At 71.5% G+C, this 19,203-nt stretch carries 20 protein-coding genes; 13 read left to right on the top strand and 7 right to left on the bottom strand.

Features of this window, described 5'->3' with window-relative positions:
- The first annotated feature begins 171 nt into the window (after positions 1 to 171).
- Positions 172 to 945 carry a hypothetical protein gene (locus A5700_RS10385; RefSeq protein WP_068065341.1) on the top strand — a complete coding sequence of 258 codons (774 nt, stop codon included), beginning with the start codon at positions 172 to 174 and terminating at the stop codon, positions 943 to 945.
- A gap of 163 nt (positions 946 to 1,108) precedes the next feature.
- Positions 1,109 to 1,417, top strand: coding sequence for a hypothetical protein (locus tag A5700_RS10380; RefSeq protein ID WP_068065337.1), 309 nt, complete (start codon positions 1,109 to 1,111; stop codon positions 1,415 to 1,417).
- A gap of 334 nt (positions 1,418 to 1,751) precedes the next feature.
- Here the strand turns inward: A5700_RS10380 and A5700_RS10375 are convergent, their stop codons facing one another.
- A complete protein-coding gene (locus A5700_RS10375) occupies positions 1,752 to 3,713 on the bottom strand; it encodes a heavy metal translocating P-type ATPase (protein ID WP_082960326.1) in 1,962 nt (653 codons plus the stop codon).
- Positions 3,714 to 3,773: 60 nt separating this feature from the next.
- Here A5700_RS10375 and A5700_RS10370 point away from each other — a divergent pair, with 60 nt between their 5' ends.
- A complete protein-coding gene (locus A5700_RS10370; protein ID WP_068065331.1) occupies positions 3,774 to 4,127 on the top strand; it encodes a metalloregulator ArsR/SmtB family transcription factor in 354 nt (117 codons plus the stop codon).
- Positions 4,128 to 4,209: 82 nt separating this feature from the next.
- On the opposite strand, the gene A5700_RS10365 is transcribed toward A5700_RS10370, so the two are convergent.
- Entirely contained in the window at positions 4,210 to 5,154 is a 945-nt protein-coding gene (locus A5700_RS10365; RefSeq protein WP_068065328.1) for an NADP-dependent oxidoreductase, read from the bottom strand.
- A gap of 133 nt (positions 5,155 to 5,287) precedes the next feature.
- Here A5700_RS10365 and A5700_RS10360 point away from each other — a divergent pair, with 133 nt between their 5' ends.
- The 5 genes from A5700_RS10360 to A5700_RS10340 all read left to right on the top strand — a co-directional run bounded on the left by A5700_RS10360 (position 5,288) and on the right by A5700_RS10340 (position 9,284).
- Positions 5,288 to 5,779, top strand: coding sequence for a MarR family winged helix-turn-helix transcriptional regulator (locus tag A5700_RS10360; RefSeq protein WP_068065325.1), 492 nt, complete (start codon positions 5,288 to 5,290; stop codon positions 5,777 to 5,779).
- Between the two features lie 70 nt (positions 5,780 to 5,849).
- Positions 5,850 to 6,974, top strand: coding sequence for a M42 family metallopeptidase (locus tag A5700_RS10355; RefSeq protein ID WP_068065322.1), 1,125 nt, complete (start codon positions 5,850 to 5,852; stop codon positions 6,972 to 6,974).
- A gap of 122 nt (positions 6,975 to 7,096) precedes the next feature.
- On the top strand, positions 7,097 to 8,113 hold the full coding sequence (locus A5700_RS10350; RefSeq protein WP_068065318.1) for a GHMP kinase: 1,017 nt from the start codon (positions 7,097 to 7,099) through the stop codon (positions 8,111 to 8,113).
- Complete coding sequence (locus A5700_RS10345; RefSeq protein ID WP_068065315.1) at positions 8,101 to 8,718, top strand: SIS domain-containing protein; 618 nt, start codon at positions 8,101 to 8,103, stop codon at positions 8,716 to 8,718. Before A5700_RS10350 ends, A5700_RS10345 begins: the two co-directional genes overlap by 13 nt.
- Before the next feature lie 2 nt (positions 8,719 to 8,720).
- Positions 8,721 to 9,284: an HAD-IIIA family hydrolase gene (locus A5700_RS10340; protein WP_068065312.1), complete on the top strand. Its 564-nt coding sequence runs from the start codon at positions 8,721 to 8,723 to the stop codon at positions 9,282 to 9,284.
- Here A5700_RS10340 and A5700_RS10335 read toward each other — a convergent pair.
- Positions 9,271 to 10,044 carry a WecB/TagA/CpsF family glycosyltransferase gene (locus tag A5700_RS10335; RefSeq protein ID WP_082960336.1) on the bottom strand — a complete coding sequence of 258 codons (774 nt, stop codon included), beginning with the start codon at positions 10,042 to 10,044 and terminating at the stop codon, positions 9,271 to 9,273. The genes A5700_RS10340 and A5700_RS10335 overlap by 14 nt on opposite strands.
- A gap of 232 nt (positions 10,045 to 10,276) precedes the next feature.
- Here A5700_RS10335 and A5700_RS10330 point away from each other — a divergent pair, with 232 nt between their 5' ends.
- The 3 genes from A5700_RS10330 to A5700_RS10320 are packed head-to-tail and all read left to right on the top strand — an operon-like array spanning position 10,277 to position 12,692.
- Positions 10,277 to 11,269: a GNAT family N-acetyltransferase gene (locus A5700_RS10330; protein ID WP_068065309.1), complete on the top strand. Its 993-nt coding sequence runs from the start codon at positions 10,277 to 10,279 to the stop codon at positions 11,267 to 11,269.
- Between the two features lie 54 nt (positions 11,270 to 11,323).
- Complete coding sequence (locus tag A5700_RS10325) at positions 11,324 to 12,013, top strand: DUF5642 family protein (protein WP_068065306.1); 690 nt, start codon at positions 11,324 to 11,326, stop codon at positions 12,011 to 12,013.
- A 28-nt stretch (positions 12,014 to 12,041) separates the two neighbouring features.
- Complete coding sequence (locus A5700_RS10320) at positions 12,042 to 12,692, top strand: DUF5642 family protein (protein ID WP_068065303.1); 651 nt, start codon at positions 12,042 to 12,044, stop codon at positions 12,690 to 12,692.
- A gap of 33 nt (positions 12,693 to 12,725) precedes the next feature.
- Here A5700_RS10320 and A5700_RS10315 read toward each other — a convergent pair whose 3' ends face one another.
- Complete coding sequence (locus A5700_RS10315) at positions 12,726 to 13,322, bottom strand: alpha-ketoglutarate-dependent dioxygenase AlkB (protein ID WP_197502714.1); 597 nt, start codon at positions 13,320 to 13,322, stop codon at positions 12,726 to 12,728.
- An 82-nt stretch (positions 13,323 to 13,404) separates the two neighbouring features.
- On the opposite strand from A5700_RS10315, the gene arcA reads away from it, so the two are divergent.
- Entirely contained in the window at positions 13,405 to 14,616 is a 1,212-nt protein-coding gene (gene arcA / locus A5700_RS10310; protein WP_068065300.1) for an arginine deiminase, read from the top strand.
- A 60-nt stretch (positions 14,617 to 14,676) separates the two neighbouring features.
- Here arcA and A5700_RS10305 read toward each other — a convergent pair whose 3' ends face one another.
- Together A5700_RS10305 and A5700_RS10300 are read right to left on the bottom strand one after the other, a co-directional pair.
- Positions 14,677 to 15,525 (bottom strand): DUF559 domain-containing protein, encoded by an 849-nt coding sequence (locus tag A5700_RS10305; RefSeq protein WP_068065298.1) that lies wholly within the window; start codon positions 15,523 to 15,525, stop codon positions 14,677 to 14,679.
- 113 nt (positions 15,526 to 15,638) lie between these two features.
- Complete coding sequence (locus A5700_RS10300) at positions 15,639 to 17,216, bottom strand: dolichyl-phosphate-mannose--protein mannosyltransferase (protein ID WP_068065295.1); 1,578 nt, start codon at positions 17,214 to 17,216, stop codon at positions 15,639 to 15,641.
- 24 nt (positions 17,217 to 17,240) lie between these two features.
- On the opposite strand from A5700_RS10300, the gene rsmI reads away from it, so the two are divergent.
- Positions 17,241 to 18,077 (top strand): 16S rRNA (cytidine(1402)-2'-O)-methyltransferase, encoded by an 837-nt coding sequence (rsmI, locus tag A5700_RS10295; protein ID WP_068065292.1) that lies wholly within the window; start codon positions 17,241 to 17,243, stop codon positions 18,075 to 18,077.
- 7 nt (positions 18,078 to 18,084) lie between these two features.
- On the opposite strand, the gene A5700_RS10290 is transcribed toward rsmI, so the two are convergent.
- The coding region (locus A5700_RS10290) for an aminodeoxychorismate synthase component I (RefSeq protein ID WP_197504151.1) at positions 18,085 to 19,203 on the bottom strand (1,119 nt) is incomplete at its 5' end.

The following is a 19,203-nucleotide window of genomic DNA, read 5'->3' as shown; positions in this document are numbered from 1 at the left end:
GGGCTCGAGTTTGCGTCGACAACGTCGACGGCATTGTGACCGGCGCTTTCTTCGACGGATCGCTGCGGACGGCCAACGACCCAGTGCGGACGGAACTGACTGTCGCCACAACTATTCCCGGCAGGCGCGGCTGGTGTCGGCTGGCGACCGCGCCGCGCTACGGTGGGTGCCATGGTGACCGTCGGCGCGGTGGACGTCGTCGACGACGTCGGCCCGGCGGCGTGGTTGACCGAAACGGTGCGCCGTTTCGCCTACAACGTCGAATCGCTGCTTCCTGACACGTTCGCCGCCTACGCGCGGGTCTTCCACCCGGCTCACCACGGCGCGAAACAGGTGCGTTGGGACCAGATCGCGCGCGTCAACGGCAAAGTTGCGCACCCGCTGATGCAATTCACTCGGCTGATCGGCTATGCCTCGCGTTACGAAAAGGCTTATTGCGCAACACAGCCGGGACTCTTCGACGAAGCGCCAGAGGTGGGCTCGCTGCCCGCGGGGACGGCCGCGATGTTGGCTGAAGTGCTGGCACGACACACCACGACCGCCGACCGGTGCTGGTTTGCGGTGTGGTGGGGTTTCGCCGACCTTGACCCCGCGTTCGATGAGCGGCCGATCTTCTCGCTGCCGCAGCGCGAATACTGGTTGGCTCGTGGTCCGCTCTCCGCGGCAGCCCAATCGTTGGGATTCTTAGGACACAGCCATCGGTCGGCCAACCTGTGGTGGCCCGACGACCACGCCTGGTGCGTGGCGACCGACATCGACCTGGACAGCACATATGTGGGCGCGTCGGCCGCGTGCGTCGAGGAGCTGTTGGCGAGCCGAGAGTTGGAGGTGGCGAGGCTGAACGTCACCGCCGGCGTCGCCGCCGACAGCGACCACCTCAATGCGGCACCGAGGGGTGGCCCGCCCGGCCGCGGCCGGACGGACACCGCGCCCGGATCCGCATGAAAGCCTGGCACGTTGAAGCGCTCTGCGGCGCAGCGACATCGCACCCGGGGCGGCCGCGCCCCGGTGCGCGAATGAGGTAGTGATCTCATCCGTTCGGCTGAGGCAACGCTCACGCCATGGTGCTTACCTTTCGAGTGTTGAAACCACAGCAAAGGAGTCGACCGTGACTATCGTCGCAACCACCATCATCCACCCGAATCAAGGTGTGGCGTGGGATGACATCCACAAGCAACTGAAGCGCGCCATGGACCTCGCCAAGAAGCACGGCGCGCAGAACGCCACGGCGCTGGTCAACGTGGTCGGCGGGCAAGGCACCAACTCACTCGGCCTGCTGAGCACGGCCGACGACTGGGCAAGCTATGGCCAGATTCAGCAGAGCCTCACCGCCGACCCGGACTACCAGGGTCTGCTGGTCGACGCCGGTCAGCTCGCGACATGGGAGAACTACGTCAGCCAGACGATCGACGTGTGAGCCAATTGACGGGAGCGGGCCGGCGCCGGGGCGTCCGGCCCGCTCCGCTCGGCGCCGCCGCAGCGGGCCGACGCTTCACCGCGTATACCGTTGCACAGCAAAACATTTCGCGATCATCGACATAGCCGGTGGTCGGCCACCAAACGAAGAGCTATGTCAGGAAGTGAACGGTGTGAGTCGCCGGCTACGGTTTGGGACGAGTGGGGGAGCACACTCGATGCCGGAGGGGCTGAACCGAGTCCTATAGGAACAACCCGAAGCCAGACCGTCACCGCTCAAGAAGAGGGTTGTTTCGCGAGGTTTCCGCTTTATCAGCCTCTCCCACGACAAGCCGCTAGCCGCCGACCGTCTCGTGAGGACGCCGAGACGGTTCCCGCCAGGCGCGCTCGCCCAGCAGCCGTAACCCGTTGAGCGCGACGAGGATTGTGGAGCCCTCGTGACCCGCCACGCCCAGGGGCAGCGGGAGGTGTCCGAGCAGGTCCCAGGCCACCAACGCGGTGACGAACGTCGTGGCGATGGCCAGGTTGGCGACGACGACGCGCCGCGCGCGCCGCGCCAACGTGATCACCGCGGGAATCGTCATCAGGTCGTCGCGCACGGTGACGGCGTCGGCCGTCTCCAGCGCCAGGTCGGCGCCGCCGCGACCCATGGCGATCGACGCGTGCGCGGCCGCCATCGCCGGGGCATCGTTGACGCCGTCACCGACCAGCAGCACCCGAAGGCCGCTAGCCTCGAACTCGCGGACCGCCGCGACCTTGCCGTCGGGCAACAGGTCGGCGCGGACGTCGTCGACCCCCAGATGCGCGGCCAGGCGCGCCGCGGCCCGGCGGTTGTCCCCCGTGAGCACGACCGGGGGAGCCGACGTCAGCGCGGCGACGGCCCGCACCACGTGCGCGGCGTCCGGCCGTACGGTGTCGTCGAGGCCGAGCACGCCCACCCGCCGGCCGTCGACGGTCACCACGACGGCGGTCGCCCCGGCCGCCTGCAACGCGTCGACGGCGGCGTCGTCAGCCAACCCTCGCGGGCTGATCACCTCGACCACGTGGCCGTCCACGCCGGCGCGCACCCCGCTGCCCGGCATCGCCACGAACTCGTCGGGTTGCGGCACCGCGAGGCCCCGCCGGCGGGCGGCCGCGCAGATGGCGTTGCCCAGCGGATGCTCGCTGAAATGCTCTGCGGCGGCGGCGATCCGCAGCACCTCGTCCTTGCCGGACCGGCCGTCGGCGGGCGCGACGCTGGTCAGCCGCGGCGTGCCGGTGGTGAGCGTGCCGGTCTTGTCGAAGGCGACCACGCCGACGTCGCCGAGGTGCTCCATGGCCACCGCCGATTTGATTAGCACGCCGTGGCGGCCGGCATTGGCGATCGCCGAGAGCAGCGGCGGCATGGTCGCCAGCACCACCGCGCACGGGGACGCGACGATCATGAAAGTCATGGCGCGCAGCAGCGTGGCCTGCAGGCCGGAGCCGCACAGCAGCGGCACCGCGAACAGCCCGAGGGTCGCCGCCACCACGCCCACCGAGTAACGCTGCTCGACCTTTTCGATAAACAGCTGGGTCCGCGCCTTCGTGGCGGACGCCTCGGCGACCAGGGCGACGATGCGCGCGACGACGGTCTGCGACGGATCCCGCGTGACGCGCACGCGCAGCATCCCCATTCCGTTCAGCGTGCCCGCGAAGACTTCCTCGCCCGCGGTCTTGCCGACGGGCAACGGCTCCCCGGTGACCGACGACTGGTCGACGTCCGAGGACCCGCCGGCGACGACGCCGTCGGCGGAGACCCGCTCCCCGGGACGGACGACGACGAGGTCGCCGACGCAAAGGCGTTCGGCGTCGACGACGGTCTCGGTGCCGTCGTCAGCGAGGCGGGTGGCCCGGTCGGGTGCAAGGTCGAGCAGTCCCCGCACCGAGTCCTCGGTGCGCCTGGTGGCCGCGTCCTCCAAGGCCCCGGAGGTGGCGAAGATGACGATCAGCAGAGCGCCGTCCATGACTTGCCCGATGGCGGCCGCGCCGATCGCGGCGACGACCATCAACAGGTCGACGTCGAGGGTGCGAAACCGCAACGCTCGCAGCCCTTCTGACGCAGGGGACCAGCCGCCGCTGGCATAGCACGCCAGGTACAGGGACCACCACAGCCACGGCGGCCCGCCGCACAGCTGGACCGCGATTCCGGCGAGGAACAACAGCAGCGCGGCAAACGCCCAGCGGGCCGACGGGACCGCCCACAGCGCCCGGGGGCGGGGCATCGGTGCGGTGGGTCTGCGCGTCGAGGGCGCGGCGGTGGCATCCATCGAAAGCATGTATACATGTAAAGGTCTTCATGTATCGTGCGCAATGGTGTGACGTGCTTCAATGGAGCGATGGGACACGGGGTGGACGGCCGGGTCACGCCGCCGGCAGCACTCGACGCGGCGTCGGCGGGCAAGATCGCCGAGACGCTGCAGGCCCTCGCCTCGCCCAACCGGCTGATGATCCTGACGCGGCTGCGCCAGTCGCCGTGTTCGGTCGGCGAATTGTCGACGGCGGTCGGAATGGAACAACCGGCGGTATCGCACCAGCTGCGGTTGCTGCGCGCGCTCGGCCTGGTCTCCGGTGACCGCAGCGGTCGCAACATCGTCTACCGCCTCTATGACAACCACGTCGCGCAATTGCTCGACGAGGCCGTCTATCACATCGAGCACCTGCGTCTGGGCGCCAGGGACACCACGGCCTAGCCGGATGTCGGCACGCGTCCGCCCCGCCGGCGGGGCGCCGACGGGGCGGAGCGTCTGTCGTCAGAACCGTCGTGGCGCAGCTCTATTCGTTCGCGGGAATCAGGATCGTCTTGCCGGGTAGCCGCCCGGCGTCGGCGTCGTCGTGCACGGACGCTGCCGCCGCGAGTGGCCGGCGCTCGGCGACGTGGATGCGCAACTGTCCGGCGTCGACGCGGCTGACCAGGCCGGCCAATTGCGTTGCGTCGCTGCGCACGAACACCCGCTCGGCGCGCACGCTGCGCCCGGGATCCGGCTGCCCGGCCGTCATGGTGCCGACGTGAATGCCGCCGTCGGCCACCGCCGCCACGAGGGCCGCCGTCTGCTCCGGCGTGGTGCTCACCACGTTGAGGATCACATCGAACGGTTGGCCGTCGATGGTGACCGGGGCGGCCGCGTAGTCGATGTAGCCGACGATGCGGTCGGCGCCGTAACCGCGAAGCCGCTCGGCGCTGTCCGGTTTCGCGGTCGCGGTGACGGTGGCGCCCGCCTGCTTCGCGAGCTGAACCGCGTAGCCACCGACCGCTCCGGCGGCACCGTTGATCAGGACGGTCTGTCCGGCCGTCAGTCCCGCGATGTCGAACAGCGCCTGCCATGCCGTCAAAGCGGCCGTGGGCAGCGCGGCCGCCTCGGCCAGGGGCGCCGTCCTGGGGGCCGCCGCCAGCGCGTCGGCCGGTGCGAGCACGTAGTCGGCGGCGGCGCCGTCGGACTCCATCGGCAGGAGGGCCACCACCGCGTCCCCGAGCTGCCAACCCCGCACGTCCTCGCCCAGCGCGGCGACCGTGCCGGCGACGTCGATGCCGGGGATGTGCGGCAACGTGATGGCGAACTCCTGGGCCAGGTAACCGCCGCGAATCCCGGCGTCCACCTGGTTGAACGACGTGCCGGCCACCTTGACCAACACCTGGCCCGGTCCCGGTGTCGGGCGCTCGACCTCCGCGTATTCCAAAACCTCGCTGCCGCCGTAGCGGTGGTAACGCACTGCCTTCATGATCGCCTCCCTGGTATGTGCTTCGAATTCGAAGCGGTTACCCTTGCTGCAACTGCTTCGAATTCGAAGCGATTCCGCGCCAGAGCGTGACGCTGGGCACAATGCTTCGACATCGAAGCTTTACGCTGAAGCTATGGCCGATGCGCTCGGGCCCGAGCAACTGCGCACCTACTTCGCCCTGACCGAGTCGGCGAGCCTGATCCAGTACGCCGTGCAGGGGCAGCTGCGCGCCGACGGCGACCTGAGCTACGTGCAGTTCGAAATCCTGGCCACCCTGGCCGACGCCGGGCGCTCGCTCACCATGACCGACCTCGCCGATCGCCTGGTCTACAGCCGCAGCGGCCTCACCCATCAGGCGGGGCTGCTGGAGCGGGCGGGCCTGATCACCCGCGCGGCGAGCCCGCACGATCAACGCGCGACGGCGGTCGACATCACCGATGCCGGGCGGCAGCGGGTCGCCAGGGTGCTGCCCGGCCACGTGCAGGTGATCCACGATCTGCTCTTCGCCGCGCTGTCGGACCGGGACGTGCGCGCGCTGGGCGACATCATGGGCCGCGTCCGCGAGCACCTGCGGGGCCGTCCGCCGCGTTCGGCCGCGGCGCGCAAACGCTCGGCCGGAAGCTAGCGGCGTCGCCGGCGGCGGATCTGGGTACTGGTCTGAAGTGTCGACCCGGCGCCACGACGGAAAGGACCCCATGACGAGCGGTGAGAGCGACGCCACCGACGGCCTGCTGCAGGAATTGCTGTTCGCCTACGGGCCCTGCGGGCAAGAGGACGCCGTGCGGGCGGTGTGCGCCCGCGAACTCCAACCGCTCGTCGACGACATGTGGACCGACGACGCCGGCAACCTGATCGGCTTCGTCGGCGCCGGCGGGGCGCCGCGCGACCACACCCACCGGCTCAAACACACCGCGGGCCCCGGCGCCGGGACGCGGGTGATGGCGCACATGGACGAGCTGTCGATGTTGGTCAAGCGCGTCGAGCCCGACGGCTCGCTGCATTTGACGCAACTGGGCACCATGTACCCCGGCAACTTCGGTCTCGGCCCCGTCGCCGTGCTGGGCCAGCACGAAACCCTCACGGCCGTACTCACTTTGGGGTCCGAGCACACCACGCAGGAGAGCCAGCGGATCTGGGAGACCAAACCCGACCAGGGCGACCGGTCGCTGGATTGGGATCACGTCTACGTCTTCACCGGCCGCAGCGTCGACGAGCTGACGGCCGCGGGAGTGCGGGCCGGGACGCGCGTGTGCGTCGACCGCAGCAAGCGAACGCTGGTCGACGTGGGGGATTACGTCGGGTGCTACTTCCTGGACGACCGCGCGGCGGTCACCGCCCTGCTGCGCGCCGCGCGGGAGTTGCACGACCGCGGCGCGCGGCCCGCCGAGGATGTCTACCTGGTCTGCACCACCAACGAGGAGATCGGCGGGGTGGGCGGCTCGTACGCCAGCGCGTCGCTGCCCGGCGCGCTGACCTTGGCGCTGGAGGTCGGGCCCACCGAACGCGAATACGCGACCAGCGTCGCCGGCGGCCCGATCGTCGGCTACAGCGACGCCCTGTGCATTTACGACAAGGACGTCGCCGACCGGCTGATGCAGATCGCCACCGACCGCGGCCTGTCACCACAGGCCGCCGCGCTCGGCGCCTTCGAGTCCGACGCCTCGCACTCCAAGGCCAACGGCCTGACCCCGCGGGCCGGCCTGCTGTGCCTGCCCACGCTGAGCACCCACGGTTATGAGGTGATCGCCCGCCACGCAATCGATGACATGGCCGGAATCGTCGTCGACTTCGTGCTGCAGGCCACTCGCGACGCGGTGTAGCCCACGGTCGTTTCGGCAAAACCGGCCGACGTCGCTGGTCACGCTGCTACGCTTCGCGGCGAGCGATGCTGGCCGCGCGGACATGACGGCCCCCGAAGCGATGCTGAGTCGGAAGGACCTTCATGGCCAGGCCACGAATCCGCGCCCGCGCGCCGTTGCGGATCTCGTTCGCCGGAGGCGGGACCGATGTGCCGCCCTTCCCGACCACCGAGGGTGGCTGCGTGCTGTCGGCGACCATCGACCGCTACGCCCAGGGGTCGCTCGTCCCGCGGACCGATCGCCGGGTCAGCATCGAGTCGGTGGACTTCAAGACCACGCACGAGATGACGCTTGACAGTGAAATCCTCTACGACGGCAGCCTCGATCTGATCAAGGCCGCCGTCCGCAGATTCGGCCGCGACGGCACCGACGGCTACGACCTGGTGCTGCGGTCCAGCGCGCCGCCGGGCTCGGGGTTGGGCTCGTCGTCGACGATGATGGTGGCGCTGACCGGCCTGCTCGCCGAGCACTACCGGGTGCCGATGGGGGAATACGAGACCGCGCAGCTGGCCTGCGCCATCGAACGCGAAGACCTCGGCATCGCCGGCGGCATGCAGGACATGTACGCCGCGACGTTCGGCGGGTTCAACTTCATCGAGTTCACCGACCGGGTGATCGTCAACCCGTTGCGCATTCGCGACGAGACCGCCTTCGAGCTCGAGCTGAGCCTGCTGCTCTGCTACACCGGCATCACCCGGGACTCCGCGCGCGTGATCGAGGACCAAACTCGGCGCGCCACAACGGGTTCCGGCGACACCCTGGCGGGTCTGCGGGCGCAGAAGGAACTGGCCGTCGCGATGAAGGCCGCGCTGCTCACCGGCCAGCTCAACGAATTCGGCGCGCTGCTCGGCGAGGCGTGGAACGAGAAGAAACGCATGTCGCCCTACATCACCAACGCGCGCATCGACGAGCTCTACGACGTGGCCACCCGAAACGGCGCGCTGGGCGGCAAGCTCACCGGGGCCGGCGGTGGCGGTTACATCCTGCTGTTCTGCGACTTCGCCAAGAAGCACCGCCTGATCGAGGCGTTGGAGTCCGCGGGGGCCACCATCACCGAATTCGCCTTCGAGAGCAAGGGATTGACCACATGGCAGGCGTGAGCATGTCCGACGTCGTCGCTCCGGACGCCGGGCTGGTCCGGCAGCGACTGGCGGAGACGATCGCCGTCAAACAGCAGATGCTCGACGGCGATTTCGCCGCGCGGACCGTCGAGGTCGCGCAACGGATGATCGACTGCCTGCGCGCGGGCGGCAAGGTGATCTTCCTCGGCAACGGCGGCTCCGCGCAGGACGCCGGACATCTGGCGGCGGAGTTGATGGGCCGCTTCGCGTTCGACCGCCCGGGCCTGGCCGCGTTCAGCCTGCCCGACGCCACCGCGGCGATGACCGCGATCGGCAACGACTACTGCTACGACGAGGTGTTCGCCCGCCAGGTGCTCGCCGCCGGCCGCCCCGGCGACGTGGTGGTGGGCCTGACCACCTCCGGCAACTCGGCGAACGTCGTGCGCGCGCTCGAGGCCGCGGACCGGGCCGGCATGTGCACCGTCGCGCTCACCGGAGCCCGCGGCGGCAAGGTGGCCGACGTGGCGCGGCTGTGCATTCGGGTGCCCAGCCACGACACCGGCCGCATCCAGGAGGCGTGCCTGCATCTGGGTCACTCGATCTGCGAGATGGTCGAAGCGGCGCTGTTTCCCAGACCATCCTGACGATGGGCCCGCGCAGCGTCCGCACCGTCTTCCTGGACCGCGACGGCACTATCAACGTCAAAGCCGACGAAGGCGAATACGTCACGCGCGCAACCGATTTGGTGCTATTGCCGGGCGCGGCCCGGGCGGTGGCGGCCCTGAACGCCGCCGGCCTGCGGACCGTGTTGGTGACCAACCAGCGGTGGCTGTCCGGGCCGTCGGCGGACCCGGCGGGCTTCGACGCCGTGCAGGAACGCCTGACGCAGCTGCTCGCCGAGGAGGGCGCGCACCTGGACGCCGCGTATCACTGCCCCCACGCGGCGGACAGCTGTGACTGCCGAAAGCCCCTGGCGGGCATGCTGTTTCGCGCCGCCCGCGAGCACGGCCTGGACTTGGCCGAGTCCGTCATGGTCGGGGACAGCCCCGCCGACGTGGCCGCCGGGCGCGCCGCCGGCGCGGGCACCATTCTGCTGCGCCCGGCCGGCGCGCCGGCCGCACCGGAAGCCGCGGATGCCGTGGTCGAGGACCTGGCCGCCGCCGTGCGACTCATCTTGGCCGGCAACGGGATCGGCGTCAGCGCCGGGTGAAGCGCCGGGCCACCGAGCGGGCCATCAGGGCGAGCGCGAACGGCAGGTCATCGCGCAGGTAGCGGCGCGCGAGCCGCCGCGGCTCGAGCGCCAGCCGGTGCAGCCACTCGAAACCCAGCCGCTGGATGACCGGCGCCGCCCGGCGGACCGCGCCGGCGGCCATCGCGATGCCGCCGCCGCAGGCCAAGAACCAGGCGTCGGGCAACTCGGCGCGCAGCGACTCGATGAGACGCTCCTGCCGGGGAAACCCGAGCCCGACGAACACCAGATCGGGGGCGGCGGCGGCCAGGGCCGCGACGGCCCGGCGGGTTCCCTCCGGAGTGCGGTCGAAGCCGAACTCGGGCGACAGCGTGCCGGCGATCCGCGTGCCGAATCGGGCCGCGAGCGCCGCGCCCGCGCGGTCCGGGATCCCGTCGGCGCCGCCGAACAGATAGACCGACTTCCCGTCGGCCGCCGCCGCCTCGCACAGCGCGAAGATCAGCGATGAGCCGGCGACCCGCTCGGGTAGCGGGTCGCCCTGGATGCGCGCGGCCCACACCAGCGGCATGCCGTCGGCGACCACCACCGACGCGCGGGCGATCAAATCGGCAAGGCCGGCGTCGCGGGCGGCCGTGCGGGCCACGTCGACGTTGACCGGGGTGATCGAGCCGCCCTGACCGGCGGCCCACTCCTTGCGCACCACGTCGACGACCTGCTGCTGAGTCAGCGCGTCGAATGAGACGTCGCCCACCCGGATCCGGGGACGATGAGCGGCGCTCACCCGCTCATCATGCCCGACGCCGCCGTCGGACACGACGCGCGGCGAAACCGTGTCACCTCGCATCCTTGCCGGGGCCGCGACCCTGCTCATAACCTGGGCAACATCCGAGCGCGTCCAGGAACGTCGGGCCTGGCGCAGAAGACGACGGCAACGCAGGCGGGCAGGTCATGACACAGCGGTCACTGCGACGCGCGGCTCGAGGCCGCGCTGCGGGGGCGGGCGGGTTGTCACAGTGGTCGGACTGACCGGCGCGCGGGCCGACGAGCTGGCCACGATGGACATCTTCAAGGGATGTCCCCTCGACGAGCTGGCCCCGCTGGCGGGGCGCCTGATGCCGCTGTTCGCCGCGGCGGGGCAGGTGCTGATGCGCCAGGGCGAGCAGGCGGTGTCGTTCCTGCTGATCGCCACGGGCAGCGCCGAGATCCACCACGTGGGGTCCGACGGCGTGGTGGCGGTCGGCGAGGCGACCGCGGGCACCATCATCGGCGAGATCGCCCTGCTGCGCGACATTCCCCGCATCGCGACGGTCACCACCGCCGAGCCGCTGACCGGCTGGATCGGCGATAACGATGCGTTCACCCGGCTGATCCACATCCCCGGCGTGCTGCCGCGGCTGCTGCGCACGGTGCGGCAACGCCTCGCCGGGTTCATCACCCCGATCCCGATCCGGGTGCGCGACGGCACCCGGCTGCTGTTGCGGCCGGTGTTGCCCGGCGACGACGAGCGGACGGTGCGCGGGCACATCCGGTTCTCCAACGAGACGCTGTACCGGCGCTTCATGACCGCCCGGCGGCCCAGCCCCGCGCTGATGCACTACCTGTCCGAGGTCGACTACGTCGACCACTTCGTGTGGGTGGTGACCGATGGGGACGACCCGGTGGCCGACGCCCGGTTCGTGCGCGACGAACACGACCCGACCGTCGCCGAGATCGCCTTCATGGTGGCCGACGCCTACCAGGGCCGCGGCATCGGCAGCTTCCTGATCGGTGCGCTGTCGATCGCCGCCAGCATCGACGGCGTCGAAAGGTTCTCGGCGCGAATGCTTTCCGATAACTTGCCGATGCGCGTCATCATGGACCGCTACGGCGCGGTGTGGCGCCGCGAGGACGTCGGGGTCATCACCACCGTCATCGACGTGCCGCGCCGGCGCGACCTCAAGCTCCGCCGCGACGTCGCCGATCAGATCCAGCGCGTCGCCCGGCAGGTGATCGAGGCGGTCGGCTGACGCCGGCGGCGTGGGCGGGCCGGCACCGCCCCGCCGCTGTGCTATGAACTCCGCATGCGGCCGTTCAGGTGGGGCCCGGCAGTGCTTCCCGCGCTCGCGGCGCTGCTGGCCGGCTGCGGGCACCCGCACCCGCCCCCGCCCTCGGCCAGCCCCACCAGATCGGCGCCGCCGGCCTCCGCCACGATCACCCCGGCCAACATCAAACGGGTGGTGCGCGACCTGCCGCCCGGATACGAGGTGACCACCGGGATCCCCAGCGGCGCCAACCCGCGGGTGATCTGGCACCTGGAGGCCGACGCCCGCGCCAAGCCGCTCGGCTGTGCGCGGCTGGCCGATCCGGGGGAGGGCGGCGACCAGTCGGCGCAGGGCCTGTCCGGGTCGGGCGGCGGCGGGATCGTCGACGCGGTGGTGGTCGCTTTGCCGGGACCCGTGGATTTTCCGCAAGACCTGCTGGCGACGTGCGCGCAGTGGAGCCTGGCCGACGAACACACCACCGCGGCGGTGCGCCACGCCGACGCGCCGCACATCGACGGGGCCGCGACATTGGGCATGGTCAGCGACATCCGCTCGTCGGTCGAGGCGGGCACCGAAATCGATTCGCGCACATACACGTTCATCGCCTACCTGGGCAACTACTACGCGTTCACCACGCTCACCACCGATCCCGGATCCGTGCAACCGGCGCTGCCGGCGCAATTCGCCGCCGACCTTCTGGTCAAAACCGTGTCCACGTTGCGCGGCTGAGCGACCCGCTTGGGTAGATTGAGGCCCGATGTCGAAGGTGTTGCTCACGGTGGCGGCTGTGTGCCTGCTCGCCGGTTGCTCATCGGGGAGCTCCGCCAGGGTCGACATCAACAAGGTCTCCGACGTCAAGGCCAGCTTCGGGCCCGAGTTCCATGTCACCGACATCAGCGAACGGGGCATCGACCCCAAGCTGCTGGCCGCCCGCAGGCTGCCCGACGGCCTGACCTTCGACCCCGCCAACTGCGCGAAAGTCGCGGCGGGACCCCAGCTGCCGGCCGACCTGCAGGGCAACATGGCCGCGGTGTCCGCCGAGGGCAAGGGCAACCGGTTCGTGGTCATCGCCCTCGAGACGTCGAAGGAGCTGCCGGTCGACGACCCCGGCAAGGACTGCGCGAAGGTGACTTTCACCGGGCCGCAGGTGCGCGGCGGCGTGCAGGTTGTCGACGCGCCGCACATCGAGGGCGCGCGGACGCTGGGCGTGCACCAGGTGCTGCAGGCCCTCGCGCCCGCCGGCCCGCCCCGCGCCGGCGAGCTCTACGACTTCTCCGCCCACTTCGGCGACTACCAGGTGGTCGTCATCGCCAACCCGCTGGTGATCCCCGGCCAGCCGGTGGCCCCGGTCGACACCCAACGGGCCCGTGACCTGCTCACCAGGGCCGTGGCCGCCATCCGGGGCTGAAACGCATCCGGTTGTCCGCCGCGTCGGACCGGCTCAGCGCACGCCGCGCGGCCGGAACTGGATGCTGACGCGCGGGCCGACCGGCAGCGCCGTCTTCGGCACGGCGTGCTCCCAGGTGCGCTGGCACGACCCGCCCATCACCAGCAGGTCCCCGTGCGCCTGCGGCAGCCGCAGCGCCCGCCCGCCGCCGCGGCGCCGCATGGCGAACGTGCGGGTGGCGCCCAGGCTGACGATCGCGACCATGGTGTCCTCGGAGCTGCTGCGCCCGATCGTGTCGCCATGCCACGCCACGCTGTCGGCCCCGTCGCGGTAACAGCACAGCCCCACGGTGGTGAACGGCTCGCCCAACTCACCGGCGTAGATGTCGTTGAGCCGGCGCCGCAACCGGGCCAACTCCGGGTGCGGGGCGTCCTGCACCGCGAGGTCGTGGAAGCTGATCAGCCGCGGGACGTCGACCACCCGGTCGTACATCTGGCGGCGCTCCTCCCGCCACGGCACCGTCGCGAGCAGCGCGTCGAGCAGCCCGTCGGCGTCGGTCAGCCAGCCCGCGCGGATCTCGATGAAGGCGCCGTCGCCGAGCTGCCGGCGCTCGGTGTGTTGAAACAGGGAGCCTTGAACCGCGATCTCCACGCATCCGAGTTTATCGCACACCCGTTCGATGACGGGTCGCACGCGGCGGGTGCGTGGCGCGCGCGGCGGCTACCGTTGACTGGTGGGTGTGGTTGAGCTGGGCACGAATTCCGAGGTGGGCGCGCTGCGGGTGGCGATCCTGCACCGACCCGGCGGCGAGTTGCGCCGGCTGAACCCGCGCAACGTCGACCAGCTGCTGTTCGACGGTCTGCCGTGGGTGGCGCGCGCGCAGGAGGAACACGACCAGTTCGCCGAGCTGCTGCGGTCGCGTGGGGTCGAGGTGTTGCTGCTGTCGGACCTGCTGACCGAGGCGCTGACGCACAGCGGCGCCGCCCGCATGCAGGGCGTCGCGGCCGCCGTCGACGCCCGCCGGCTCGGAGTGCCCCTGGCGCAAGCCCTTTCGGGCCACCTGCGCGGCCTGGCCCCCGGTCGGCTGGCCCAGGTGTTGATGGCGGGGCTGACGTTCAGCGAATTATCGCCAGAGACCCGCAGTGAGGGCTCGCTGGTGTGGCGCATGCACCAGGGCGGTGATTTCGTCATCGACCCGCTGCCGAACCTGGTGTTCACCCGCGACTCGTCGATCTGGATCGGCCCGCGGGTGGTGATCCCGACGCTGGCGTTGCGGGCCCGCGCCCGCGAGGCGTCGCTGACCGATCTGATCTACGCGCACCACCCGCGGTTCACCGGGGTGCGGCGCGCCTACGAATCGCGCACCGCACCCGTCGAGGGCGGTGACGTGCTGCTGCTCGCCCCCGGTGTGCTCGCAGTGGGGGTGGGGGAGCGGACCACCCCGGCGGGCGCGGAGGCGTTGGCGCGCAGCCTGTTCGACGACGGCCTGGCGCAGACGGTGCTGGCCGTGCCGATCGCCCAGCGGCGCGCGCAGATGCACCTGGATACGGTGTGCACGATGGTCGACACCGACACCGTGGTGATGTACGCCAACATCGTGGACTCGTTGACCGCCTTCCCGATCCGGCGCACGCCCGACGGCGTGGTGATCGGCGAGGAGGCGCCGTTTCTGGAGGCGGCCGCCGCGGCGATGGGAATCGACAAGCTGCGCGTCATCGACACCGGCCTGGACCCCGTCGTCGCCGAGCGCGAGCAGTGGGACGACGGCAACAACACGCTGGCGCTGGCGCCGGGCGTCGTCGTGGCCTACGAGCGCAACCTGCAGACGAACACCCGTTTGTCGGACGCCGGCATCGAGGTGCTCACCATCGCCGGATCGGAGCTGGGCACCGGCCGCGGCGGCCCCCGCTGCATGTCGTGCCCCGTCGCGCGGGAGTTGCTGTAGCGCTGTCCCGCTTTCGCCGAGATTGCCGTCATGGTCCCGATTTTCGGGACGGCGCGACCCTCACGGCAATCTCGGCGCGGTGCGACGGGCCAACGCCTCGCGGGTGCGGGCGATGACGGCCTGTGGGCGGTCCTCGTTGACTACTCGGATGACCAGCCAGCCCAAGCGGTTGACCATCTCGGCGCGCCGAATGTCCTTCACATACTGGTTGCGGTCCGTCCGATGCTGGTCGCCGTCGTACTCGAGGGCCACCATCGGCGCCTCCCAGCCCATGTCGAGATAGGCCACGACGGGGCCCTCGGTCACCCGGATCTGCGTCACCGGCCGCGGCAGGCCCGCATCGATGAGGACCAGCCGCAACCAGCTTTCCTTGGGCGATTGCGCGCCACCGTCCATGAGCGCCAGCGGGGCGCGACAGCTGCGGACGCCCCGGGCGCCCTTGTGACGCGCGATCAGCGGGGTGACGTCCGCAGCGGTGACGCCGGTGGCGGCGGACAGGGCGTCGAGGTGGGCGACCGCGGCACCGCGCGGCAGGTGCCTCGCCAGGTCGAACGCGGTGCGCGCCGGATTCGTGACGCGGAGCCCCCCGAACTCGACGAGGTCGGCGGCGTCGATGCGCTCGCGGCGGACGATCACCCCGGGCGGCGGATGGTGGAACGGCCCGACGATCTCGATGGGGGTCAACCGGTCGACCCATTTGGCGCCGTGCAGCGCGGCCGCGGCCCGCCCCGCGATGATGGCCTGGCGGCCCGACCACAACCACGCCGCTTGGATGTTGTCGGCCAGCGACCTGGCCCGGTCGCCGGGGAGGTACACGTTGCGGTGCACGCGTTGGTACTTGTGACGCAGCTGGCCTCGGGTCAGCCGACCGCGCTCGATCGCCTCGGTTCCGAGAAAGACGCCAGCCACCCGGTCATGATGCGCACCCGTCCTGACACATTCGCCGAGATTGCGCTCATGGTCGCGATTCGGGCGAAAACACGACCATGACGGCAATCTCGGCGCAGAGAAGAGGGGTGGGGCTAGCGCCAGCTGGGCAGCCAGATCTCCATGTCCCACGTCTGCTGGGAGATGGGCATGCCCGTCAGCACGGGGAACAGCCACGCGAAATTGGTCACCACCAGCGCGACGTAGCAACAGACCGCGATCAGCCCCAGCGTCCTGCGTTCGCTCGCGGCGGGTGGGCGGCCCGCCGAGTAGAGGACGTCACCGCACACCAACGCGATCCCCATCACCAGAAACGGCGCCATCGTCGAGGCGTAGAAGAAGTACATCTGCCGGTCGATGTCGGCGAACCACGGCAGCCAGCCGGCGCAATACCCGACCAGCACCGCCGCGTACCGCCAGTCGCGGCGCACCAGCGACCGCCACAACCCGTAGACCAGCACCGGAACCGCCAGCCACCACATGGCGGGCGTGCCGACCAGCATCTCGGCCTTGACGCACGACTGCGCCCCGCAGCCCGGCACGTTCTGCTGGTCGATGGCGTAGAGCACGGGGCGCAGCGACATCGGCCACGCCCACGGCTTGGACTCCCACGGGTGATAGTTGCCGGCCGCGTTGGTCAACCCGGCGTGGAACTGGAAGGCCTTCGCGGTGTAGTGCCACAGCGAGCGCACGGCGTCGGGCAGCGGCACGATCGAGCGGGGGCCGATCGTCAGGCCCACCTCGTGCCGGTCGATCGCGGTCTCCGAGGCGAACCACGGCGCGTAACTGGCCAGGTACACGCCCACCGGGATGATCGCCAGCGCGTACGCGGTGGGCAGCAGGTCCCGTCCCCAGGTGCCCACCCACGGGCGGGTGACCTGATACTGGCGGCGCGCTGCCACGTCGAAGGCCAGCGACATGGCCCCGAAGAACACCACGAAGTACAGGCCGGACCACTTTGTCGCGCAGGCCAATCCGAGCATCACCCCGGCCAAAAACCGCCACCACCGCACGCCCAGCCGCGGACCCCACAGCGTCGCGGCGGCGCGGCCCTCCAGCAGCGCGACGTGCAGGCGCCGGCGCACCTCGTCGCGGTCGACGATGAGCGCGCCGAACGCCGCGACCACGAAGAAGGTGAGCGTGCCGTCGAGCAGCGCCGTGCGGGCGGTGACGAAGCTGACGCCGTCGCAGATGACCAGCACGCCGGCGATGGCGCCGACCAGCGTCGAGCGGCTGATCCGCCGCACGGTCCGCATCACCAGCACCACGAGCACGACGCCGAGCAGGGCGCCGGTGAACCGCCACCCCACCCCGGTGTAGCCGAACAGCGCCTCGCCGGTGGCGATCAGCTGCTTACCCAGCGGCGGGTGCACCACCAGGCCGAAGCCGGGGTTGTCCTCGACGCCGTGGTTGTGCAGCACCTGCCAGGCCTGGGGCGCGTAATGCTTCTCGTCGAAGATCGGGGTGCCGGCGTCGGTGGGGGAGCCGAGGTTGAGAAACCGGGTGATGGTGGCCAGCAGGGCGACGACGCCGGTGACCACCCAGCCGCGGACGTGGTCGGTGGGCCCGAAATCGGCCACCGGGATCACCGGGCCCGGGCTGACCACGGGCACCTCGCGCTCCGGAACGGCGCGTCCCGCGGCGGCGGCGGTTTCGCGGGGCGGGGCGGTCATCTCGTCGATCGTAGGCTGTCCCTCATGACCCGTGGCCGTCTGTTGCTGGGCGCGACCCCGCTGGGGCAGCCGTCGGACGCCTCGCCCCGCCTCGTCGACGCGCTCGCCCGCGCCGACGTGGTGGCGGCCGAGGACACCCGGCGGGTGCGCGCGCTGGCGACGGCGCTCGAGGTGCGCATCGCGGGCCGGGTGGTCAGCATGTTCGACCGCAACGAGGCCGCCCGGGTGGATTCGCTGGTCGAGGCCATGCAGGCCGGGGCGACGGTGCTGGTGGTCAGCGACGCGGGGATGCCGGTGATCAGCGATCCCGGCTTCCGGCTGGTCGCCGCCTGCGTGCAGCACGGCCTGCCGGTGCACTGCCTGCCGGGGCCGTCGGCGGTGCTGACGGCGCTGGCCGTGTCCGGCCTGGCGTCGGACAGGTTCTGCTTCGAGGGGTTCGCGCCGCGCAAGAAGGCGGCCCGGCGGGCCTGGCTGGCGGCGCTGGCCGACGAGGCGCGCACCTGCGTGTTCTTCGAGTCCCCGCGGCGGCTGCCGGAATGTCTGGCCGACGCCGTCGACGAGCTCGGCCCCGATCGCCGGGCGGCGGTCTGCCGGGAGCTGACCAAGGTGCACGAGGAAGTCGTGCGCGGCTCGCTGGCCGAACTGGCGCAATGGGCGGCCGACGGCGTGCTGGGCGAGATCACCGTCGTGCTGGCCGGGGCGACCCCGCGCGCCGACCTGCCGTCGCTGGTCGCGCAGGTGGAGGACCTGGTCGCGGGCGGCAGCCGCGTCAAGGACGCCTGCGGCGAGGTGGCGTCGGCCCATCCGGGCGTGCGGTCGCGCCAGCTCTACGACGCGGTGTTGCAGGCCCGCCGCGACTGAGCGCCGCTCAGCCCGCCTGGGCGACGGGCGCCGGGCCCACGATCGGCGACGCCTTGTGCAGGCATTCGGCCCACTCGGCGTCCGGGTTGGAGTCGGCCGTGATGCCGCCGCCGACGCCGAGCACCGCGCCGCCGTCGGCGTCGAACTCCACGGTGCGGATGGCGACGTTCAGCTCGCACCCGGCGACGGGCGACGCCAAACCGACGGTGCCGCAGTAGATCCCGCGCCGGTTCGGTTCCCACTGCGAAAGCAGTTGGCGGGCACGGTGTTTGGGCGTGCCGGTGACCGACGCCGGCGGGAATGCGGCGTCCAGCAGCGCCGCGGTGGGCAGCTCGACCGGCACGCGCGCCGAGACCGTCGACACCAGGTGCCACACGCCCGGTGCGCGGCGCACCACCAGCAGCTCGGGCACGGTCACGCTGCCCACCACCGCGACGCGGCCGAGGTCGTTACGCACCAGGTCCACGATCATGATGTTCTCGGCCACCTCTTTGGGCGACGCCCGCAGCGCCGACGGCCACGCATCCAGTGGCAGGGTGCCCTTGATGGGGCTCGACATCACCAGTGTCCCGCGCCGGCGCAGGAACAGCTCGGGGGACAGCGACGCCACCGCGCCCCAGCCGCCGGCGACGAAGGCCGCCCGGGCGGGGGAGGTGCGGGCGACGCCCTCGACGAAGAAGTCCAGCGGCGCCCCGGCGGCCACGCCGGTGAACTGCGTGCACACGCACGCCTGGTACACCTCCCCGGCCCGGATGGCGTCCAGGCAGGCGAGCACCCCCTCGCGGTGCGCCGCCCGATCGGCGCCGCCCCAGTCGATGCGGCAGTCACGCGCCGCCGCCCCGGGCGTGGCCAGGGCGCCGGCCAGCCACGGGGGCAGCGGCGCCCCGGTCAGGCTCTCGTACCACCAGCGGCCGTCGCGGTCGCGACGCAGCACGCAGTCCGTCCAGCCCCCGGCGGCCTCGGGGATGCGGTGCCCGAGGCCGTCCGCCCCCGGATCGGGGTAGGACAGGAAGCCGATCCACCCGCCGCCGACCGCCGTCGCCCCCCGGGCCCGGGGGCCCCGGGGGGCCGCGCCCCCCCGCGCCGGCGGCCCCCCCCGCCCCCGACCCGGGGGGGGGGGCACCCC

This window comes from Mycobacterium sp. E1214, assembly GCF_001666755.1.
Classification (GTDB): domain Bacteria; phylum Actinomycetota; class Actinomycetes; order Mycobacteriales; family Mycobacteriaceae; genus Mycobacterium.
The sequence above is the reverse complement of the archived record's forward strand: the minus strand, read 5'-3'. Positions and strand labels throughout refer to the sequence as shown.